The following is a 17,336-nucleotide window of genomic DNA, read 5'->3' as shown; positions in this document are numbered from 1 at the left end:
TGCAGCCTCAAGGGCCGTAGGTGATCGACTTCGCCGCCGGCCAGGACACGCGATAGCCGTACTCCAGAATTTTTTCCTCGTCCGGCTCAAGCTTGGCCTGGAACGCGATGATACCGCGCTTGTCGTCCACATTCTGCATCGTCGGCGAAACGCGGCCCGTAAGATCGACCTTGATCTCGTCGTTCTGCGCGACGGGAATGCGGTCGAGAATGGTCACGTCCATCGCCCGCTCGTGCATGTTCTTTACATTGACCCGGAAGTTCCGGCTATCGATGTGCGACGTCGAAATGAGCCCGCTCTCGCCACGCTTCTCTTCCAGCACCGCATGCTTGATCTTCACCTGATCATCGATGCCGAAGCCGAGATCGTGTTCGCTGCCCGGGCTGAGAAGGGGCAAATCGCCGGTGCCGACGAACGTGCCGTCGCGGAACAGATAAACGGTGCCGGGCAACAGAGGCGTGCCCTTGGCGAGCTTCAGCTTCGCGTAAAGATAGGCGCTGGTATCGACCTTTGGCACGGCACGGCAGCTCAACGCCGGCTCGATCGCCTCCGACGCGAGAAGCACGCGCTTGGCTTCACCGGTTCCAGCGACGCTCGCCCGCCCGGGAACCTCGAACGTTGCCTCGAACGGCGCGCTTTGCAGCTGCGCCACGGCTTCTTCAACGTTGACGGACTCCGGCGCCGCCTGCTCAAGCGCGCCGCCGAGCGCGTCCGCAGCAGCAATATTGCGGTGTTTCGCCATCATGCGCGGCATTGGCTCGGAAAGAGGAGGAGGCGCGGCAGCAGCCACCGGTTTCGGCGCCTGTTCGAAATCCACGAATTGCGTTTCGAGATACGGCGCCGACGAACTGTCGCTCGGTCGCGACGTCGAAAGCTTCAGCGAAACGTTGTCCCAATTTTCACCCGAACGCTGCGTAATCGCGGCGCGCCGGTCGAGAGAGAGTTTCGGCGGCTCCGTTTTCGAACCCGTCCCGAGCCGCGCGTCGTAAAGGGGCGCCCAATGCGCATCCGGCACCTGATAGCGAATGCTCAAATCTGCTTCGAGAGGCGTTTGCGCAACCACGTGAACGCGCACTTCGGTCTGTTCAGTCCGTGCGGGCGCCAATGCCGCGAGCTGCTTCTCGGCGTCGGAAATCTGCCGGTCGATCTCACGAATTTTCTGCTCGGCATCGAGTGCGAGCTTGCTCGCGTCACTCGTCGCTTGCGCAATGAGCGCCAGAACTTTCGGCCAGTCTTCGAGCGGCGTCGCTGCCGGTGCCGCTTGCGCGGAAGAACGCGACGGAAGTTGTGCGAGATTGGCGATGAGCTTCTTTTGCGTCTTCGCGGCCTGAGCCTGCGCGTCGACAGTCGTCTTCTGATCTTTGAGCGCTTGAATCGAGTCTTCTAGAATTTTGCGCTGCTTGTCGGCGGCTTCGCTCTCGGCGCGCTGCAGAAACTTCCTCGCCGTATCGACCGAGCCGATGTCGAGCTTGCCGGTCGCCTTGCCTTCGACGCGCACGGAACCCGGCACCGCACTCGCGGGTACGTCGCCTATGACGATCGTGTGCTCGCCCCTCTCGATGTGCACCTTGACGATGCGCGTGACTTCGGCACCCGACAGAAACACCGTAACATCGTCGATCGCCGACGTTGCCGGTACGTCGGCCGCAAGCGCGCTCAACGGCGTGGCGGCCAGGAAAGCTGCCGCAAAGACAAAACGCATCTCGCTGTGACCTTTGGTTGTTTGATTCTGACGATGCCCGGATGAACCGCCCTCGGCGAGGTGCGACCCCGGCCGATTATGGCCGATGCAAAGCGCGATAAAAAGGCATTGACAGGGCCCGTGTTAACCAGAATACGCGAAGGGATCCAGCGAATTCAGGCTGAGAGCGCCCCCGCGCGAACTTTCGCATACGCCCAATCGAGCCACGGCAGAAGTGCGGCGATATCGTCCGCATCGACCGTAGCGCCGCACCAGACACGGAGCCCCGGCGGCATGCCGCGATAAGCGGCGATATCGAAGGCCGCAGCCTCATCCTCAAGCAGTCGCACCATATCGCGCATGACATCGAGCCGCACGTCCTCCGAAGCCTCGGCAAGCGCGGGCTCGGCAAATCGCATTGCGACGGATGTGTGTGAGCGCGTCCGCGGATCGGCGGCGAGCGGCGCGACCCAGGGTGTCCGGTCGATCCACTCGTAGAGCAGCGAAGAACTGGCTTTGCTCCGCGCGATCGTTCCGGCGATCCCCCCAAGCCCTTCAGCCCAAGCCAGCGCATCGAGATAATCTTCGACGCACAGCATCGACGGCGTATTGATCGTCACGCCCTGAAAGACGTCCCAAAGAATCCCGTCATGGTTCGTCAGCCTGAAAAGCTTCGGTATGGGCCAAGCCGGACGATAGGAAACGAGACGGTCGAGCGCTCGTGGCGACAGGATGAGCATGCCGTGCGCACCCTCTCCGCCAAGCGCCTTCTGCCACGAATAGGTCAGCACGTCGATTTTGCCGATGTCGATGTCTTCCGCGAATAGCGCCGACGTTGCATCGCAGAACACGAGGCCGGCGCGGTCATCGGGGATCCAATTGCCGTCCGGCACCTTCACGCCCGTCGTCGTGCCGTTCCAGGTGAAGAGCACGTCGCGCGAAAAATCCACAACGCTGAGATCGGGAAGATACCCAGGATTACCCTCGAACGCGCGCACATCGGGAAGCTTCAACTCGCCGATCACGTCGCGCAGCCAGTTCCGGCCGAACACGTCCCACGCCAGCACATCGGCGCCGCATTCGCCCAACAGATTCCACATCGCGAGTTCGAATGCGCCCGTATCGGAACCTGGAACGATCGCAACCTCATAACCGGGCGGCAGGTTGAGAATGTCCCGCGTCCGGTCAACGGCGAGCTTCAATCTCTCGCGCCCATCGGCAGACCGATGCGAACGCCCGACGAGCGCGCCCTCCAACGCATCCGGCCGCCACCCGGGGCGCTTGACGCACGGGCCGGACGAAAAGAATGGTCTTCGAGGTTTGCTTTGTGGCTTTTTGATTCCGGGCATTGGGGCCTCTTAGCACGGAGGACACACAAGAAAAAAGGCGGTCGCGAACGACCGCCTTTCGGCACCAAGCAACACTGGGGTGCACGTTCTAATCGAACTTGATACGGATGCCGGACCGGAACTGCTGCAGGACGGCGTCCTTGTAAACGATTTGATTCCCGCCCGAGGCCGACGGCGCGACAGATGATATCGCGCCCTGCTCCCAGAGCATCTGCCAGCCGTTGTCCCAGATGATGGATTCGGTGAGGTTCGTGGCAACACCCGCCTGCACGGCTGCAGCAAAATTGATCTGGTTTTTGCTGGTAGAACCCTTCTCCGTCGAAGAGTTCCCCGGAAGCGAGGGATTGCCCGAGCAGGTGTTCGGCGGATACGGACCATCGATGGAGTTGGAACCACCGATACACGTCGCCGTCTCCGAATACGACCTCTGCAGCCTTCTCCAGGAGAAGCCGCCGCCGCCGCCGATGTAGGGAGTAAACCGGGTTCCGGTATTGAAATCGTAGATCAAGTTCACGAGGCCGGTCGTTCGCGAAAGCTGCACGGTGTCGGTTCGCGAAATGGAATAGGTGTTCGTATCGATGCCACCAATTGTCGTGTTGGGCGCCGAGTTCGTAGCGAGATACCCCAATTTGTAATCATTGGAGATCTGATAGTTGGGCGTGTAATCGATCGCGACTTCAGCCCTGAGAGACGGCGTCAGATAGCGGCCGAACGTCAAACCGAAAATCGGCGACATCGGCAGGTCGCCGCTGTCCTTCGCGAAGTAGCCGGGCGTTGAATCGCCCAGATAGTCGACATCCGTGTCTTTGACCGACGCGCTTTGCGAGATGTTCCCGCCGAACGTCAATCCGACGTACCAATCGGAGTCCGCATCATATGTCGGCACGGGAACGGGAGCCGGAACGGGTATCGCGACCCCGCCGCCCATATCCTTGACGCCGCCCCAGTCGGCGGCCATCGCGGGCGCCACACCGGCAGCAATCAGAAAACACGTGGCAATGCACGTTTTTGCACGTTTCATATTCGATCCCTCAAAGTCGGCACGCATGTATCTGCGCGCCACTCAAGACTCTGCTCAACGCTACGCTTGCGCTAACCGAGCCCTAGGAGGGAACAGCGGTTTCGGTTCGGTGTCCGTGGGCTCCCCGGGAAGGAGGAGCCCACTACGCTTCACGGGGGAGGACACGCAAACGCGAAACACGCACAACAAACCACACCTTTGGCATTCCGGGCGGAAACAGGCGCTACGCCCCTGTTTCCAATTCTTCTCGAGGGCGCGACAGGCGCCCCTGACGAACGCTCAGTTCAGGTCGTACCGAAGGCCGACGCGAAGCTGGTGAGCGGTAATGTCCTTTAATTTTTCAGCAGACGTCACACCGTCCGCATCGAACGAAGCCGTTTCAGCTTTGCCGAGGTAGAGGAAGCGATAGCCGAAATCGAGGTAGAGCGCGTTGCCCGAGCTGACAGCGACCGGCTCATCCTTCATACCGCTGACGTACGTCGTCTGACCGCCGCGGATGCGCCAGGAGACACCGGCCATTGCTGCTGCCGCGAAGTTATCGGTAGACTTTCCACCATACTCGGTTGTGCAACCGCACTGCTCGAACGTCCCTGACGACGTCGAATTATGCGCATAACCGATGCCGGCGCCGATGTACGGAATGAAGCGGCCGCCACGGTTGAAATCGTAATAGATGTTGGCCAGCACGACGGTGCTGCTCAAATCGAACTTCGAATTGCCGACGAGGCTGCCCGGAGAATAATAAAGCGAGGACTCGGAGCTGGCGTCGAAGATATGATCGACCGTGATATCGCCACGGAAACCGCGTCCGAAATAGCGGCCGATACCGCCACCGACGCTCCACGCGCCGTCTTGGCTGGTATTTCCGACCTCACGGCCGCTGTAGCTCACCGAAGGATTCGTGAACCAGTTATATCCGCCGTCGGCCCGGATGTACCAACCAGCCGACGCAGCCGGCATGGCCTCCATGATCGGAGCGTCCTTGAGACTGGTGCCGCCGAGGTCGGCAGCCGATGCACCCAGAGCACTGCCGAGAACGAGTGCCGCGCTGAGAACGAGTACTTTGCGCGTAAAAAGCATGTGACTTTCCTTCCGGTGTCGGCTCGACGCGCGATGCGGCGGGCCGGTACTAAAACCCGTCCCGAATATTACCAATAAGGTTTAAAGGGAGCTTAACCGGCGTCGAAGTCTGATACGCAGGAGCAGAAGCCGAAGTCCTAATGAGAAGTTAACATCATGCGCGCGCGGATGATCGCGCGACGCCCGGCGCGCCACGCCAGGCCGCGGTCCTGCCGCTGCTGATTGACCCTTGCTATGTGAAAAAGAGCGAGCTTACGCCGCCGCTGCCGACTTAACCGCGTCGCAGATATCGCCGACGATGCTCGACACGACTTTCTCGTCGTCGCCTTCCGCCATCACACGGATGACAGGTTCAGTGCCCGACGGCCGAATGACGAGACGGCCATTCTCCCCGAGCTTCGCCTTCGCGCCCTCGATGGCCTTGACGACGCGCGTATCTTCGAGCGGACGCCCGCTCGCGTAACGCACGTTGCGCAAAATCTGCGGCAGCGGCTGGAAGCGATTGCAGACTTCCGACACTGTCTTCCCCGTGGCGACGACGCACGCCAGAACCTGCAGTGCAGAGACCAATCCGTCGCCCGTCGTCGTGAAATCGGAGAGCACGATATGCCCCGATTGCTCGCCGCCGACATTGAACCCATGCTTGCGCATGTGCTCGGTGACGTAACGATCCCCGACCGGCGTCCGCGCCAGCGTCAACCCGATGGAGCGCAGATACCGCTCGAGGCCGAGATTGCTCATCACCGTCGCAACGATGCCGCCCGCCGCGAGCTTGCCCGTACGGTGCCAGCTTTCCGCGATCACCGCCATTAGCTGGTCGCCGTCGACGATTTCGCCCTTCTCGTCCACGATCACGACACGATCTGCGTCGCCGTCGAGCGCGATGCCGATGTCGGCGCGAAGCTCTTTCACCTTGTCGACGAGCGCCTTCGGCGACGTCGAACCGCAATTCAAATTGATGTTGCGGCCGTTAGGCTCGACACCGATCTTGATGACCTCCGCGCCGAGTTCCCACAGCGCTTCCGGCGCGACCTTGTATGCAGCGCCGTTCGCGCAATCGATGACGATGCGCAGGCCCGCGAGGCGCAGCTGCTTCGGCATAGTGCGCTTGGCGAATTCGATATACCGCTCCTGCGCGCTCTCGACCCGCGTCGCGCGCCCGATGCGGTCGGCTTCGACAAGCATGGATTTGGAATCGGAATCGATCAGATCCTCGATCTGCTTCTCCATCTCGTCCGACAGCTTGTAGCCGTCCGGATCGAAGAGCTTGATCCCATTGTCATTGGAAGGATTGTGGGATGCCGACAGCATCACGCCGAGATCGGCGCGTAGCGACCGCGTCAACATGGCGACGGCCGGCGTCGGCATCGGTCCGAGAAGGAACACGTCCATCCCGACTGAGGTAAAGCCCGACATGAGCGCCGCTTCCAGCATGTAGCCGGAAAGCCGCGTGTCCTTGCCGATCACGACGCGGTGGCGATGTGTGCCCGACCGGAAAACGGTTCCGGCCGCCATCCCGACCTTCAACGCAATCTCCGCTGTCATCGGATGCGTGTTGGCGAGACCGCGAATGCCGTCCGTCCCGAAATAGCGGCGTGTCATGCTAACCTCCCGTCGTGTCGGACCCGGCGATTGCGCGCGACAGGCCCAAATCGACGATCCGAAAAAATATCGGCAAGCACCAGGCGATGACCTGCGGCGTGCTTCGCCGTCCCCTTAGAGAGCATAGATGCCCGAGCGAACACTACCATTCCATTCCGTTGGTTGAATTGCCGCAAATTTTACACTGAATTCCACTGAGGGTTGCACGGGCGCATCCAATCTTTCCACATTGTGTGCTTTTGAGACCCGTGTTGGACCGGGTCATGGAATCGGCCCATAGGTCGGCTATTGATGTAGCGCGCGCTTCAGAGGCAATGTCGTTTAGCGAGCGCAATCTGAGGGGTATCGACTATGGCAGTCTTTCTAGCGGTCGCTAACCGCAAGGGCGGCGTCGGCAAATCCACTTGCGCGGTGATGCTGGCGCACGGGCTCGCCGTCTACGGGGGCAAGCGCGTCCTGCTGATCGACCTCGACTCTCAATGCAACGCATCGCTGATCCTGATGGGCGGCCAGGGCTGGAACGAAGCCCGCAAGGCCGGCAAGACCATCGCCGACTACTTCTACGACCTCTTCGACGGCATTCCCGCCAACGCTCGCGATTACGTCGCCAAGAATGTCGGCGACGTTTCCCTGGCGAACGGCAAACCGGCCCCGATTTCGCTCGTCCCCGGTTCACTCCTCCTGGAGGACATCCAGGGCGAGCTGTACCTGAAGCAGGCAAGCCAGAGCAACGTGCCGGAAGTCGTCGCCAACCGCGTTCGCGGCCGCATGGAAAGCCTCATCCGCCGCTTCGAAGGCGACTATGACGTCGTCATTCTCGACTGCGCGCCGGGCCTCTCGTTTGCAGCGCTCGCGGCCCTCAAAACGGCCGACAAAGTCATCGTGCCCTTCCGCCCCGATTACGTCTCGCAACTCGCCGTCGATCGCGTCGCTATGCTGATCGAGGACATGCGCAATCTCGACGACTTGGCCGCAATGCCGGCTGAGGACAGGCGTTACGTCTGCCTCGCAAACTACGTGCGCAACGACGACCGGGACTATATGATGATCGAGGAAATAAGCCTCGTACATCCCGTGCTCGAGACATTCCTGCCGCAAAGGAATGGCATCGCCAATGCCTTCGACTACATCGGTCAGTTGCGAACGATCGACGTGAAGTATTCCGATGCCGCCGGCGACGTCAAAGAGCTTCATCAGGAAATCGCCCGCCTGGTTGAAACCGTGGCGGCGAAGAAGAAAGCCAAAGTCTCTGTCTCTTAACTGCTGAAGGCGAGAAAACGTCGAACATGAGCAAAGGCAAACAGCTCTGGCCCGGCGACGAAATGGCGACGTTCTTTCGCGCCCACATCCTGCGTGAAACGGCGCTTGAGGGCGAAGCGGCCGAACGGCTCGCGCTTGCGTTGACGAAAGCGGTGAACCGCATGCTGGTTCGGGAGATGCCCCCGGAACTTCCGCCAGAGCTTTCGTCAGAACTTCCCTCTGAACGTCCGTCAGAGACTCTCGAAGAGGCCGCCGCGGCCCCGAAGACCAAGAAAACTGCGGCCCCGGCCGAAGCACAGGATCGGCACGACCGCGCCGAGAACTTCAATCCCTACCGCTTTTCCGCACTCGTCACGCTCTCCAAGCATGGCCGCGAAGGACTGATGACGCGCCTTCAGGAAATCAAATCGGCGGAAAATCTCCGCGCCTTCGCCGAAGCGCAGCACGTTCCGGTCGAGGCGTCCGTGAAGCGGACCGACGACATCCGCAAGGCCATCATCGCAGGCGTGGAGCGCCGCTTGGCCGACCGCAAAGCCGCGGCGAGCTGACAAGCCCTCCAATAACAAAAAGGACGCGACGTGGTGGCCGGAGCGCCGACTGACGCAAAGCAGCCGAGCCTCCGCCGCTCCATCGGGACGACACAGCTGGCGCTCTATGCGCTCGGCAGCATGATCGGATCGGGTATCTACGGCCTGATCGGCAAAGCGGCCGGCGAAGCTGGATCTGCGGTCTGGCTGTCATTCCTCGTCGCCCTCGTCGCGGCGCTGCTGACATCGCTCTCCTACGCCTCGCTCGGTTCGCGTTACCCGCGCGCCGGTGGCGCCGCATACGTCACCGACCGCGCATTCCGCCGTCCAAGCCTCAGCTTCACCATCGGCCTCGCTCTTGTCGCATCCGGACTGACATCGATCGCGACCCAGTCGAAGATCTTCGCGGCGATCCTCGCCGACATGGCAGGGATCGAAGCCTTGCCGCCGGCTGCCATCGCGGCGGGCTTTCTCCTGATCCTCAGCGGCATCGTCTTCCGCGGCATCCGCGAAAGCATGTGGGTCAACGTCGTCTGCACGCTGATGGAAGTCTCGGGACTCCTCCTCGTGATCGCGTCGGGCATGTCCTATTGGGGCACGGTCAACTACTTCGAAACGCCGCCAGACCGCGCCGACTTCGGCCTGCCTCTCATCGTGCTTCAGGCATCGGTGCTCACGTTCTTCGCCTTCATCGGCTTTGAAGACGCCGTCAACGTCGCCGAGGAATGCAGAGATCCCGCGCGCACGATCCCGCGAGGCCTCGTCATCGCAACGCTCGCCGCAGCGGTCCTCTATGTGGCTGTCTCGGTTACGGCCGTGTCGGTGTTGCCGTGGCAAGAACTCGCCGCCGCGCCGAGCCCATTGACGGCCGTCATGCAGCGAACGCTCCCCGACATGCCGGCCGGGCTAATGAGCTTCATCGCGCTCTTTTCAGTGGCGAACACCGCACTCGTCAACTACGTGACAGCCTCCCGATTGATCTACGGCATGTCCGGACAAGGGCTTCTGCCGGGTTTCATGGGACGTGTGCACCAGACCCGGAGAACACCCCACATAGCAATCTGGCTGCTCTTCGCATTGCTGCTTCTTCTGATCATGGCCGGAGACATCGCCGATCTCGCTGCCGCAACCGTCCTGCTGCTGCTCGTCGTGTTCATCGCCGTCAACGCATCGCTCATCGTGTTGAAGCGCAGGGCGGGCGAAGCGCCGGGACAATTCGAGCTTCCTTTGATCTTGCCGATCGCCGGCATCGTCGTCTGCGCGGCGCTTCTAGTCACCCGCGTGGCGAGCACCGATTGGCGCGCCCCGGCCGTCGCAGGCGCGCTCCTCGCGGCAATCCTCTGCTTCTACCTCGTCCTTCGAATGATGAGATTGACCAACCGATAGGGCGAGGCACCGCTCCGCCGCCCATCCAGCTGCGATCAGTCGAGCCCCTTCTCCGTACCCGCCGCGCATGCGCGCCAAACTTCTATGGCCTGCTTCGTTTCCTTGACGTCATGAACGCGCACGATCTGGACGCCGGCGGCAATGCCCGCGATTGCGCAAGCCAGCGACCCAGGCACCCGGTCTTTCGCATCTTCCACATTGCAGAGCTGCCCGATCATCTTCTTGCGGCTGGCGCCAAGCAAAAGCGGCACGCCGAGCCCGTGATAGAGCGAGAGACCCGCCATCACCGCGACGTTATGATGAAGGTGCTTGCCGAAGCCGATCCCCGGATCGGCGACGAGCTTCGCCTTTGGGATTCCAGCCGCGACGCACGCCTGGATGCGCCCCTCGAGATAATCGAAAACATCGAGCACGACGTCGTCGTACTTCGGATTGTCGTTCATTGTCTTCGGATCGCCCTGCGCATGCATGATGACGATCGGCAGCCCGGTCTCGGCCGCAACCTCCAAGGCTTCCGGGTCATACGTGAACGCCGAGACGTCGTTCAAAATATCAGCACCCGCCGCAGCCGCACGCCGCATCACCTCGGATTTGCGGGTGTCGACCGAGATCACCGCATCGGTCTTGGCGCGCAATCTCTCGACCACGGGAATGACCCGGCGCAGTTCCTCATCGACAGCGACCGTATCCGATTGCGGCCGCGTGCTTTCCCCGCCGATGTCGAGAATGTCGGCGCCCTCTTCGACGAGCCGCAATCCGTGTGCGACCGCATCTTCGGTACCCGCGAACTGGCCGCCGTCCGAGAAACTATCCGGCGTGACGTTGACGATGCCCATGATGCGCGGGCGATCAAGCGACAACCCGGCGACGCGCGCACGCGGCTCGGAAAGCGCTTGAAGAATGTCGGCAGCCGACAACGCTTCCCGGCCCCAGTCCCCGCTGAAGGCGTCCCCGAGAATGACCGTCCGCCGCTTCGTTTCGGGCGAACTGCGCGTCAGAACATCGAGTGCCGCAAACGACAGCCGGCCGCCGGCAAGCGGCAAACCCTTCCATTCGGGAACGTCGGCTTCATCGATCGCGTGCCGGGAGCTCCGATCCCAGAAAATCGCACTAGGCTGCAGGTAGACTGATCGTTTCAAACCAACGATCCATTGTTGGGCCGCCCCACGCGAAACACGCCTTTGATTTGGGAAGGATTACAGACACATATCTGCACATGAGTCTTTTCATAAAAATAGGAGTTGGGATAGATGGGTTGTCCCTCGAAAAAAATTCCAAGAACCGTATCAATAGACGGCTGATCGCTATTTTTGCGAATGTCGTGTAGCGATCTGATAACGGCACAGTCCAACTTTGGGCGCCCAGGCTCGTTGACTGGGTATTCGCCCTCAGATTGTTGAAGGATTTGGGTGAGGGCACCGTGCGCCGAGCGGAGCTCGGCGGCTCCCGCTGCCGTGGTGAGGTCAAGACACAGGCCCATGTCAATCACTGCGCCAACAACAGCTTCATCCCAACTCCCTTTGGCGCGTCGCTTCTTTTCATTGGCGAAGGCTAATGCGCGATCAGGATTGGACTGCCAGAAATAAATTCCGGGACCTAGCCAATCATAAAGATTGTCACTTGGCTTGAATGCTTCGCCGGCGAGCAGGGCCTCCGCTGTGTCCTTGTCGCATCCGTGATATCCAAGAACGAACGACGCGGACAGTCGATGCACCTCACTTATAATCCTTACCCAATTTTCCCCGATTGTCATGAATGCCTAGCTCGCGCAATTTAGCGCGAGCTACATCCGGCGTAGCGGTATTGGCTGAGACCCAACTATTCGCACGCTCCACAAACTTTCCCGTCGCTGCTTCGCGGGAAATTTTGCCGGAACTAGAAGCTGGATTTTTGCCACTTGGTATTTTGCCCATATGAACCACCCCATACTTCCACGATCAGCCCTGCGGCTGCGGTTCGGGCTCGATATCGATCCCGCCCTTAGGCTCGCCCCGTGGCCGCGGCGGCTGCCGGCCCGCACTCGGAACGGCCGATCCGGCCGGCCCCTTGCTGCCGTCATCGTCCGTCGGACGCGTGATCTTGTCACCGCGCATGATCGCCTGACACTCGTCGCCGTTGATGGTCTCGTATTCCATCAGCGCCTGCGCCATGGCTTCGAGTTCGGCCTTGTGCTTCGTGAGAACTTCCCACGCAAGGCTCTGGCCGGTGGTCACGATCCGCCGCGTCTCTTCATCGATGAGCTTGGCGGTCTCCTCGCTCATGTTCTTCTGCTGCGTGATCGAATGGCCGAGGAACACTTCCTGCTGGTTCTCCGAGTAGAGCAGCGGCCCGAGCTTGTCGCTCATGCCCCACTCCGTCACCATCTTCTTGGCGATGTTCGTCGCCTGGCTGATGTCGCTCGAAGCACCCGTATTCAAGTGTTCGCGGCCATAGATGATCTGCTCGGCGACACGGCCGCCGAAAGCCATCGCGATCTTGCCCTCGCACCACTGCTTCGAATAGCTGAGGCGATCCCGCTCCGGCAAACTCATCGTGACGCCCAGCGCCCGGCCACGCGGAATGATCGTCACCTTGTGCAGGGGATCGTTGCCCGGCACGACGAGATTGACGATGGCGTGGCCCGCCTCGTGATAGGCGGTCGCGAGTTTCTCTTCCTCGGTCATGGCCATGGTCTTGCGCTCGGCGCCCATCATGACCTTGTCCTTGGAATCCTCGAACTCCGCCTGCGTCACGAGCCGCTTGTTGCGCCGCGCGGCAAGCAGCGCCGCTTCGTTGACGAGGTTTGCGAGATCCGCGCCGGAGAATCCCGGGGTACCGCGTGCGATCACCTTCGGATCGACGTCCGGCGCCAGCGGCACCTTCTTCATGTGAACGCGCAGGATCCTCTCGCGCCCAACCACATCCGGATTGGGAACGACGATCTGGCGGTCGAAACGGCCGGGGCGCAGCAACGCCGGATCGAGCACGTCGGGACGGTTCGTCGCCGCGATGATGATGATGCCTTCGTTGGCTTCGAAGCCATCCATCTCGACCAGCAACTGGTTGAGCGTCTGTTCGCGCTCGTCGTTGCCGCCGCCGAGACCCGCGCCGCGATGACGGCCGACGGCATCGATTTCGTCGATGAAGATGATGCAGGGCGCGTTCTTTTTCGCCTGCTCGAACATATCGCGCACGCGGCTTGCGCCGACGCCGACGAACATCTCGACGAAGTCCGAGCCCGAGATCGTGAAGAACGGCACGTTGGCTTCGCCGGCGACGGCGCGCGCGATGAGCGTCTTACCGGTGCCGGGAGGGCCGACCAGCAAGCAGCCACGGGGAATGCGCCCGCCGAGGCGCTGGAACTTCTGCGGGTCGCGAAGAAACTCGACGATCTCCTCGAGATCGGCCTTCGCCTCGTCGACGCCCGCGACGTCCTCGAACGTGACGCGGCCATGCCGCTCCGTCAGGAGCTTCGCGCGAGACTTGCCGAAGCCCATTGCTCGGCCGGAGCCCGACTGCATCTGGCGCATGAAAAAGATCCACACGCCGATGAGCAGCAGCATCGGAAACCAGCTCAGAAGAATGCTTGTGATTGACTGCACTTCATCCTCGGCAGGCCGCGCTTTGAACTTCACACCCTTCTCGCGCAGGCGGGTCACGAGGTTCGGGTCTTCCGGAGCGTAAGTCGAGAACGCCGCATCGCTCGAGCTTGCGTCTTTTTTCGTTCCGGTGATGCGGTTACCCGCAATCACGGCTTCCGACACGTTACCCTTATCGACGGCGTCTAGAAATTCCGAATACTGAATTTCGTTCGACCGGCGGGCCGTGCTCGGGTTGCTGACCAGATTGTAGAGTGCCAGCAATAGGACGAACAACGCCGCCCAGATCGCAAGTTTCTGATAATTCGGGTTCATTGGTTTCCTTGATGGCGCCATCGGCACCAAAATGGCGCGTGCTCGGTGGCACTGCTGCCCCCAAAGTGAGAGCTTAACATAGGTGGCAGCCCATCTCCGCACAAGTTATGCGTTTACTCAGGTTCCCACGGGCTACAATACGTACAAATCCTTAAAATGTACCCGCTGCCAAGGGGGTAATATTAAATCCTGCGGGGTCGAGCGGCTCGGCCCCCGCCAGGGCAAATGGCGCGAGCGAGGGGGCGGCAACGAATTGTTCTCCCGCCCAAAATGACGGGAGCGCCGCGGATGCACGCGCGGGCGGCAGCTGACGGCCACGGAGCCGCGGCAGGATCGCCCGGTACGCGGCCAGCCCCAGTGGTTTGACGGTAATGACGGAGGCCTGCGACCCTCGGTCCCCGGTTTCCGCAGACCAGCGCAGCACAAATCGACTGTCCCAAACCCGGACGGTGCCCGGCTGAAGTTCGATCGCCGCCTGATCGAGACGGCCAGCCTCCCGCCAGATGCGAATGAAACGGAGCCCCCCCGAGATCATCGCACCACCTAGTGTTGCAGCAGCCTTTCCATCCCGTTGCAGGTGCGCCGCCAGGGCCTCGATTTCGGATAGCCTCGGCTCGGGACTATCGCCTCCATAACGAGCGATAAGACCCGCCAACACCTTCTGCCTGAGGTAGGCCGGGCCGTCGTCGAACGCGCGCCGGTCGAGCGTCGCGAAGATCTCATTGCCGAACGAAAGCGCAAGCGACGCAATAAAACGCTCTTCGGCATAGACGAGTGCATCCCGAGCGTCGCCAAGGCGGCGGGCCGACGTGGCAAGCGCCTGCGGCGACAATCCCGCATCGTGGAAATTTGACAACGCCGAACGTACGCGCGTGCGCTCGTAACGGTCATCCGCGTTCGTCGGGTCTTCGAAATAACCAACGCCGCGTGCGGCGACCGTCGCGACGAGACGCGCTTTTCCAAAGCCGAGCAGAGGCCGCACCAGAGTAACCGGAGACGTCTCGGCGATAAGCCTTTCGGTCCGCATGCCTGAAAGGCCATCGATTCCCGCGCCGCGCTGCAGCCGCATGGCGAACGTTTCAGCCTGATCATCGAGATGATGAGCCGTCGCAACCGCAACGTTGTCAGCCGCGAATCCGCGTGCGTGTTCATCCAGAAGACGATAGCGCGCTTCCCGCGCGGCCATCGGCACGCCCGTTTGCGGCTTCACGTCGTCCCAGGTCAAAACGGCATGCGGCAAACCCAGACGTCGCGCAGCCGCTCCGACCTGCTCGGCCTCGAATCGCGACTGGGGCCGAAGACCATGATCGACGGTCGCAACGGAAATGGACGGCGTCGGCGATTTCGAACGCGCCCGCCATTCCGCCGCGAGAACCATCAGCGCCATGCTGTCCGGACCGCCGGACACGGCGAGCACCACGTGGCCGAAGCGCGCCAGCCGCCCGAATGCGGTATCCGCTTCGGCATCGGTGACCGGCAACTGCGAGCCTCGTGTCACGGATATTCAGCTCGGCGGAGAATTCGCGCCCGCCGCTCCTTTATTGGCAGCCGATCCGCTGCCGCTCACTCTGTGCGCGCGATTTCACGTTTTGCGGCGCTGTCGGGAATTTCGTCGCGAGTTCGGAAAAAGACGAGCACGCCGCATCTTTTTGTCCGAGCCGGTCGAGCGACATCGCGAGCTTCAAAAGACTGTCAGGCGCCTTCCCGCTTTGTGAATACGTCTGATAGCCCTTCAGGAAAGAGCCCGCCGCTGCCTTGTATTGACCGCGGACGAAATAAGTCTCGCCGAGCCAGTATTGCGCGTTTCCCGAAAGCGAGTCGTTCGGAAACTTCTTCAAGAAATCGCCGAATGCCGTTTCCGCGGAGCCGTAATCGCGCTGAAGCAAGTAGCCGTACGCCGTCTCATAAAGCTGCTTCGGGTCGCCGCTCGTCTCGCTGGCGGCGGGCAAGGCAGCCGTAGCGACCGGCGCAGGCAATCCGCCAGCACCGCCGCCGTGGTCGGGCTCGGCCGCTTGTGCATGGCTGTCGATGAGCCCGCCGATGGCATCGCCGCCGGATGAAACCGTTGTCGATCCGAAACCGTCGACTGCCGCGTCCGCATGATCGGTGGCGCCGGTCTCAGTGCCTCCTTGAATTTCAGAACGGCGCGGTACGCCGCCCATGCTGCGAATCTGATCCGAGAGCTGCTGCACTTGCGCCGAGAGCGCACGAACCTGCGTCTCGAGTCCTTCGATCCGCGCCGGGTCCGCGGAAACGGCGCCTCCGGACGAAGGGAATGGCGCAGCGGTCGAGCCGCCGCCCTTGGCTAGTGTTTCCAAAGTTCCGACGACGACCTGCATATCGACGAGTTGCTCTTCGAGAGCTTGAACCCGGGCTTTGAGCGCGGCATCGCCGGAGGAAGCAGCAGCTGCTGGTGCCGCACCGCCTTTTGGCGGGCGGGCGTCGCTGGTTTGCGCCAGCGCCGGAACAGCCGTTAGGGCGAACGCCAGCGCTACGATTTGAAATCGCAAGCCACTCCGATGGATCCCCGCAAGCTTGGCCATTCCCGGCTCTACCCCTAATGTTCGATCGAATGTTAAATCACTAACGCCGCATGACGTGACGAGACGTCCGGAGAAGCTTACCCCAGCGCCGTCTGCACCTCCACCTACGCCGGGTCGCAGGACCCATCAACTGGGGAGTAAGGAATCACTGCGAAACCGAATCGGCCGGATCCGCCCTGCGGACGTTTACCGGGCTGACCGAACCCTTCGCGGACGCACCCGACATCGCTGACTTCGGCCAGTTTCCGTCGAAATGCCATTCCTTGATGAAGACCTCGGCATTCCGGTTCTGCGCCTGGCACATCGGATCATCGCAAACAGCCAACCGGTCCGCGGAGCCCGCCGCCTTAACCTCGATGCGTGCTTCCGCGATGCCTGCCGCAATGAGTCGGTCACGCACCACCTGGGCACGCTGCAGCGAGAGAATTTCTGCCGCGCTCCGCCCGACACTGTCGTCGGCCCGGCCAATCACCAAGACCGTGAGATCGGGACGAACCGTCAGCCAGCGTGCCTGGCGTTCGACGATGCTGCGCGCACGCCCGCCGAGGATCGCGCTATTCTCGGCGAAGAACACGCGATCTCCGACATCGAGAAGAAACGCGCGCCGGAACTCGGCCGCCCGCTCGGCGATGCCCGCCTTGATTGCTGCACGTTCCTCGGGGGTGCTCTCGCCACGATCAAGCGCGGCCAACGCACGCTTCGCCCTCGCTGCTTCGACAGATCCGGGAAATTCGCTGATCACGCGAGCCAGGAGACGCCGGCCCGAATCTTCCGCGTGATCGGAAAGAGCATCCAGCCCGTCTTCGACGAGCTCCGCAGCGGTTTCGCTGTCCGCAGTCTGATCCTGAGCAAAAACGCGAGGCGCAAGCACAGCCATCAGGCCAAGCACCACACACAAAACGCCCGCCGAAACGTTGGAAGTCCGCAATTTCAACATCGAATACCGGCGCCGCACCAAAGAAAGCCTCGGGCGCCGGTTATGGAAGTCCAATTA

The 17,336-nt window shown here is 61.7% G+C and carries 14 protein-coding genes; 3 read left to right on the top strand and 11 right to left on the bottom strand.

Annotation, left to right across the window (positions count from 1 at the left end; all coding sequences use genetic code 11):
- Nucleotides 1–7: 7 nt before the first annotated feature.
- The 5 genes from K2Q04_RS18060 to glmM all read right to left on the bottom strand — a co-directional run bounded on the left by K2Q04_RS18060 (nt 8) and on the right by glmM (nt 6,733).
- On the bottom strand, nt 8–1,702 hold the full coding sequence (locus tag K2Q04_RS18060) for a mucoidy inhibitor MuiA family protein (protein WP_291166142.1): 1,695 nt from the start codon (nt 1,700–1,702) through the stop codon (nt 8–10).
- 155 nt (nt 1,703–1,857) lie between these two features.
- Entirely contained in the window at nt 1,858–3,030 is a 1,173-nt protein-coding gene (locus tag K2Q04_RS18055; protein ID WP_291166140.1) for a phosphoserine transaminase, read from the bottom strand.
- Nucleotides 3,031–3,118: 88 nt separating this feature from the next.
- Nucleotides 3,119–4,051 (bottom strand): hypothetical protein, encoded by a 933-nt coding sequence (locus tag K2Q04_RS18050; protein ID WP_291166139.1) that lies wholly within the window; start codon nt 4,049–4,051, stop codon nt 3,119–3,121.
- A 279-nt stretch (nt 4,052–4,330) separates the two neighbouring features.
- Nucleotides 4,331–5,131 carry an outer membrane beta-barrel protein gene (locus K2Q04_RS18045; RefSeq protein WP_291166137.1) on the bottom strand — a complete coding sequence of 267 codons (801 nt, stop codon included), beginning with the start codon at nt 5,129–5,131 and terminating at the stop codon, nt 4,331–4,333.
- A gap of 252 nt (nt 5,132–5,383) precedes the next feature.
- Entirely contained in the window at nt 5,384–6,733 is a 1,350-nt protein-coding gene (gene glmM, locus K2Q04_RS18040) for a phosphoglucosamine mutase (RefSeq protein ID WP_291166136.1), read from the bottom strand.
- 351 nt (nt 6,734–7,084) lie between these two features.
- Between glmM and K2Q04_RS18035 the strand changes: the two genes are divergently transcribed.
- The 3 genes from K2Q04_RS18035 to K2Q04_RS18025 are packed head-to-tail and all read left to right on the top strand — an operon-like array spanning nt 7,085 to nt 9,906.
- On the top strand, nt 7,085–7,993 hold the full coding sequence (locus K2Q04_RS18035) for a ParA family protein (protein ID WP_291166134.1): 909 nt from the start codon (nt 7,085–7,087) through the stop codon (nt 7,991–7,993).
- Between the two features lie 26 nt (nt 7,994–8,019).
- A complete protein-coding gene (locus tag K2Q04_RS18030; protein ID WP_291166132.1) occupies nt 8,020–8,541 on the top strand; it encodes a hypothetical protein in 522 nt (173 codons plus the stop codon).
- A gap of 33 nt (nt 8,542–8,574) precedes the next feature.
- Nucleotides 8,575–9,906 (top strand): APC family permease, encoded by a 1,332-nt coding sequence (locus K2Q04_RS18025; protein WP_291166130.1) that lies wholly within the window; start codon nt 8,575–8,577, stop codon nt 9,904–9,906.
- A gap of 35 nt (nt 9,907–9,941) precedes the next feature.
- On the opposite strand, the gene folP is transcribed toward K2Q04_RS18025, so the two are convergent.
- The 6 genes from folP to K2Q04_RS17995 form a co-directional block, all read right to left on the bottom strand.
- Nucleotides 9,942–11,045 (bottom strand): dihydropteroate synthase, encoded by a 1,104-nt coding sequence (gene folP / locus K2Q04_RS18020; RefSeq protein WP_291166128.1) that lies wholly within the window; start codon nt 11,043–11,045, stop codon nt 9,942–9,944.
- Nucleotides 11,042–11,659, bottom strand: a complete 618-nt coding sequence (locus tag K2Q04_RS18015; protein ID WP_291166125.1) for a hypothetical protein — start codon at nt 11,657–11,659, stop codon at nt 11,042–11,044. The genes folP and K2Q04_RS18015 overlap by 4 nt, the downstream gene beginning before the upstream one ends.
- A 184-nt stretch (nt 11,660–11,843) precedes the next feature.
- Nucleotides 11,844–13,799, bottom strand: a complete 1,956-nt coding sequence (gene ftsH, locus K2Q04_RS18010; protein ID WP_291166123.1) for an ATP-dependent zinc metalloprotease FtsH — start codon at nt 13,797–13,799, stop codon at nt 11,844–11,846.
- 151 nt (nt 13,800–13,950) lie between these two features.
- Nucleotides 13,951–15,297, bottom strand: coding sequence for a tRNA lysidine(34) synthetase TilS (tilS, locus tag K2Q04_RS18005; RefSeq protein ID WP_291166121.1), 1,347 nt, complete (start codon nt 15,295–15,297; stop codon nt 13,951–13,953).
- A 40-nt stretch (nt 15,298–15,337) separates the two neighbouring features.
- Nucleotides 15,338–16,342: a tol-pal system protein YbgF gene (gene ybgF / locus K2Q04_RS18000; protein WP_291166119.1), complete on the bottom strand. Its 1,005-nt coding sequence runs from the start codon at nt 16,340–16,342 to the stop codon at nt 15,338–15,340.
- A 145-nt stretch (nt 16,343–16,487) separates the two neighbouring features.
- Nucleotides 16,488–17,279 (bottom strand): OmpA family protein, encoded by a 792-nt coding sequence (locus K2Q04_RS17995; protein ID WP_291166118.1) that lies wholly within the window; start codon nt 17,277–17,279, stop codon nt 16,488–16,490.
- Between the last annotated feature and the right edge of the window lie 57 nt (nt 17,280–17,336).

The organism is Hyphomicrobium sp. (assembly GCF_019753045.1).
Lineage (GTDB): Bacteria > Pseudomonadota > Alphaproteobacteria > Rhizobiales > Hyphomicrobiaceae > Hyphomicrobium_B.
This window is presented reverse-complemented; position numbering and strand designations above follow the sequence as displayed.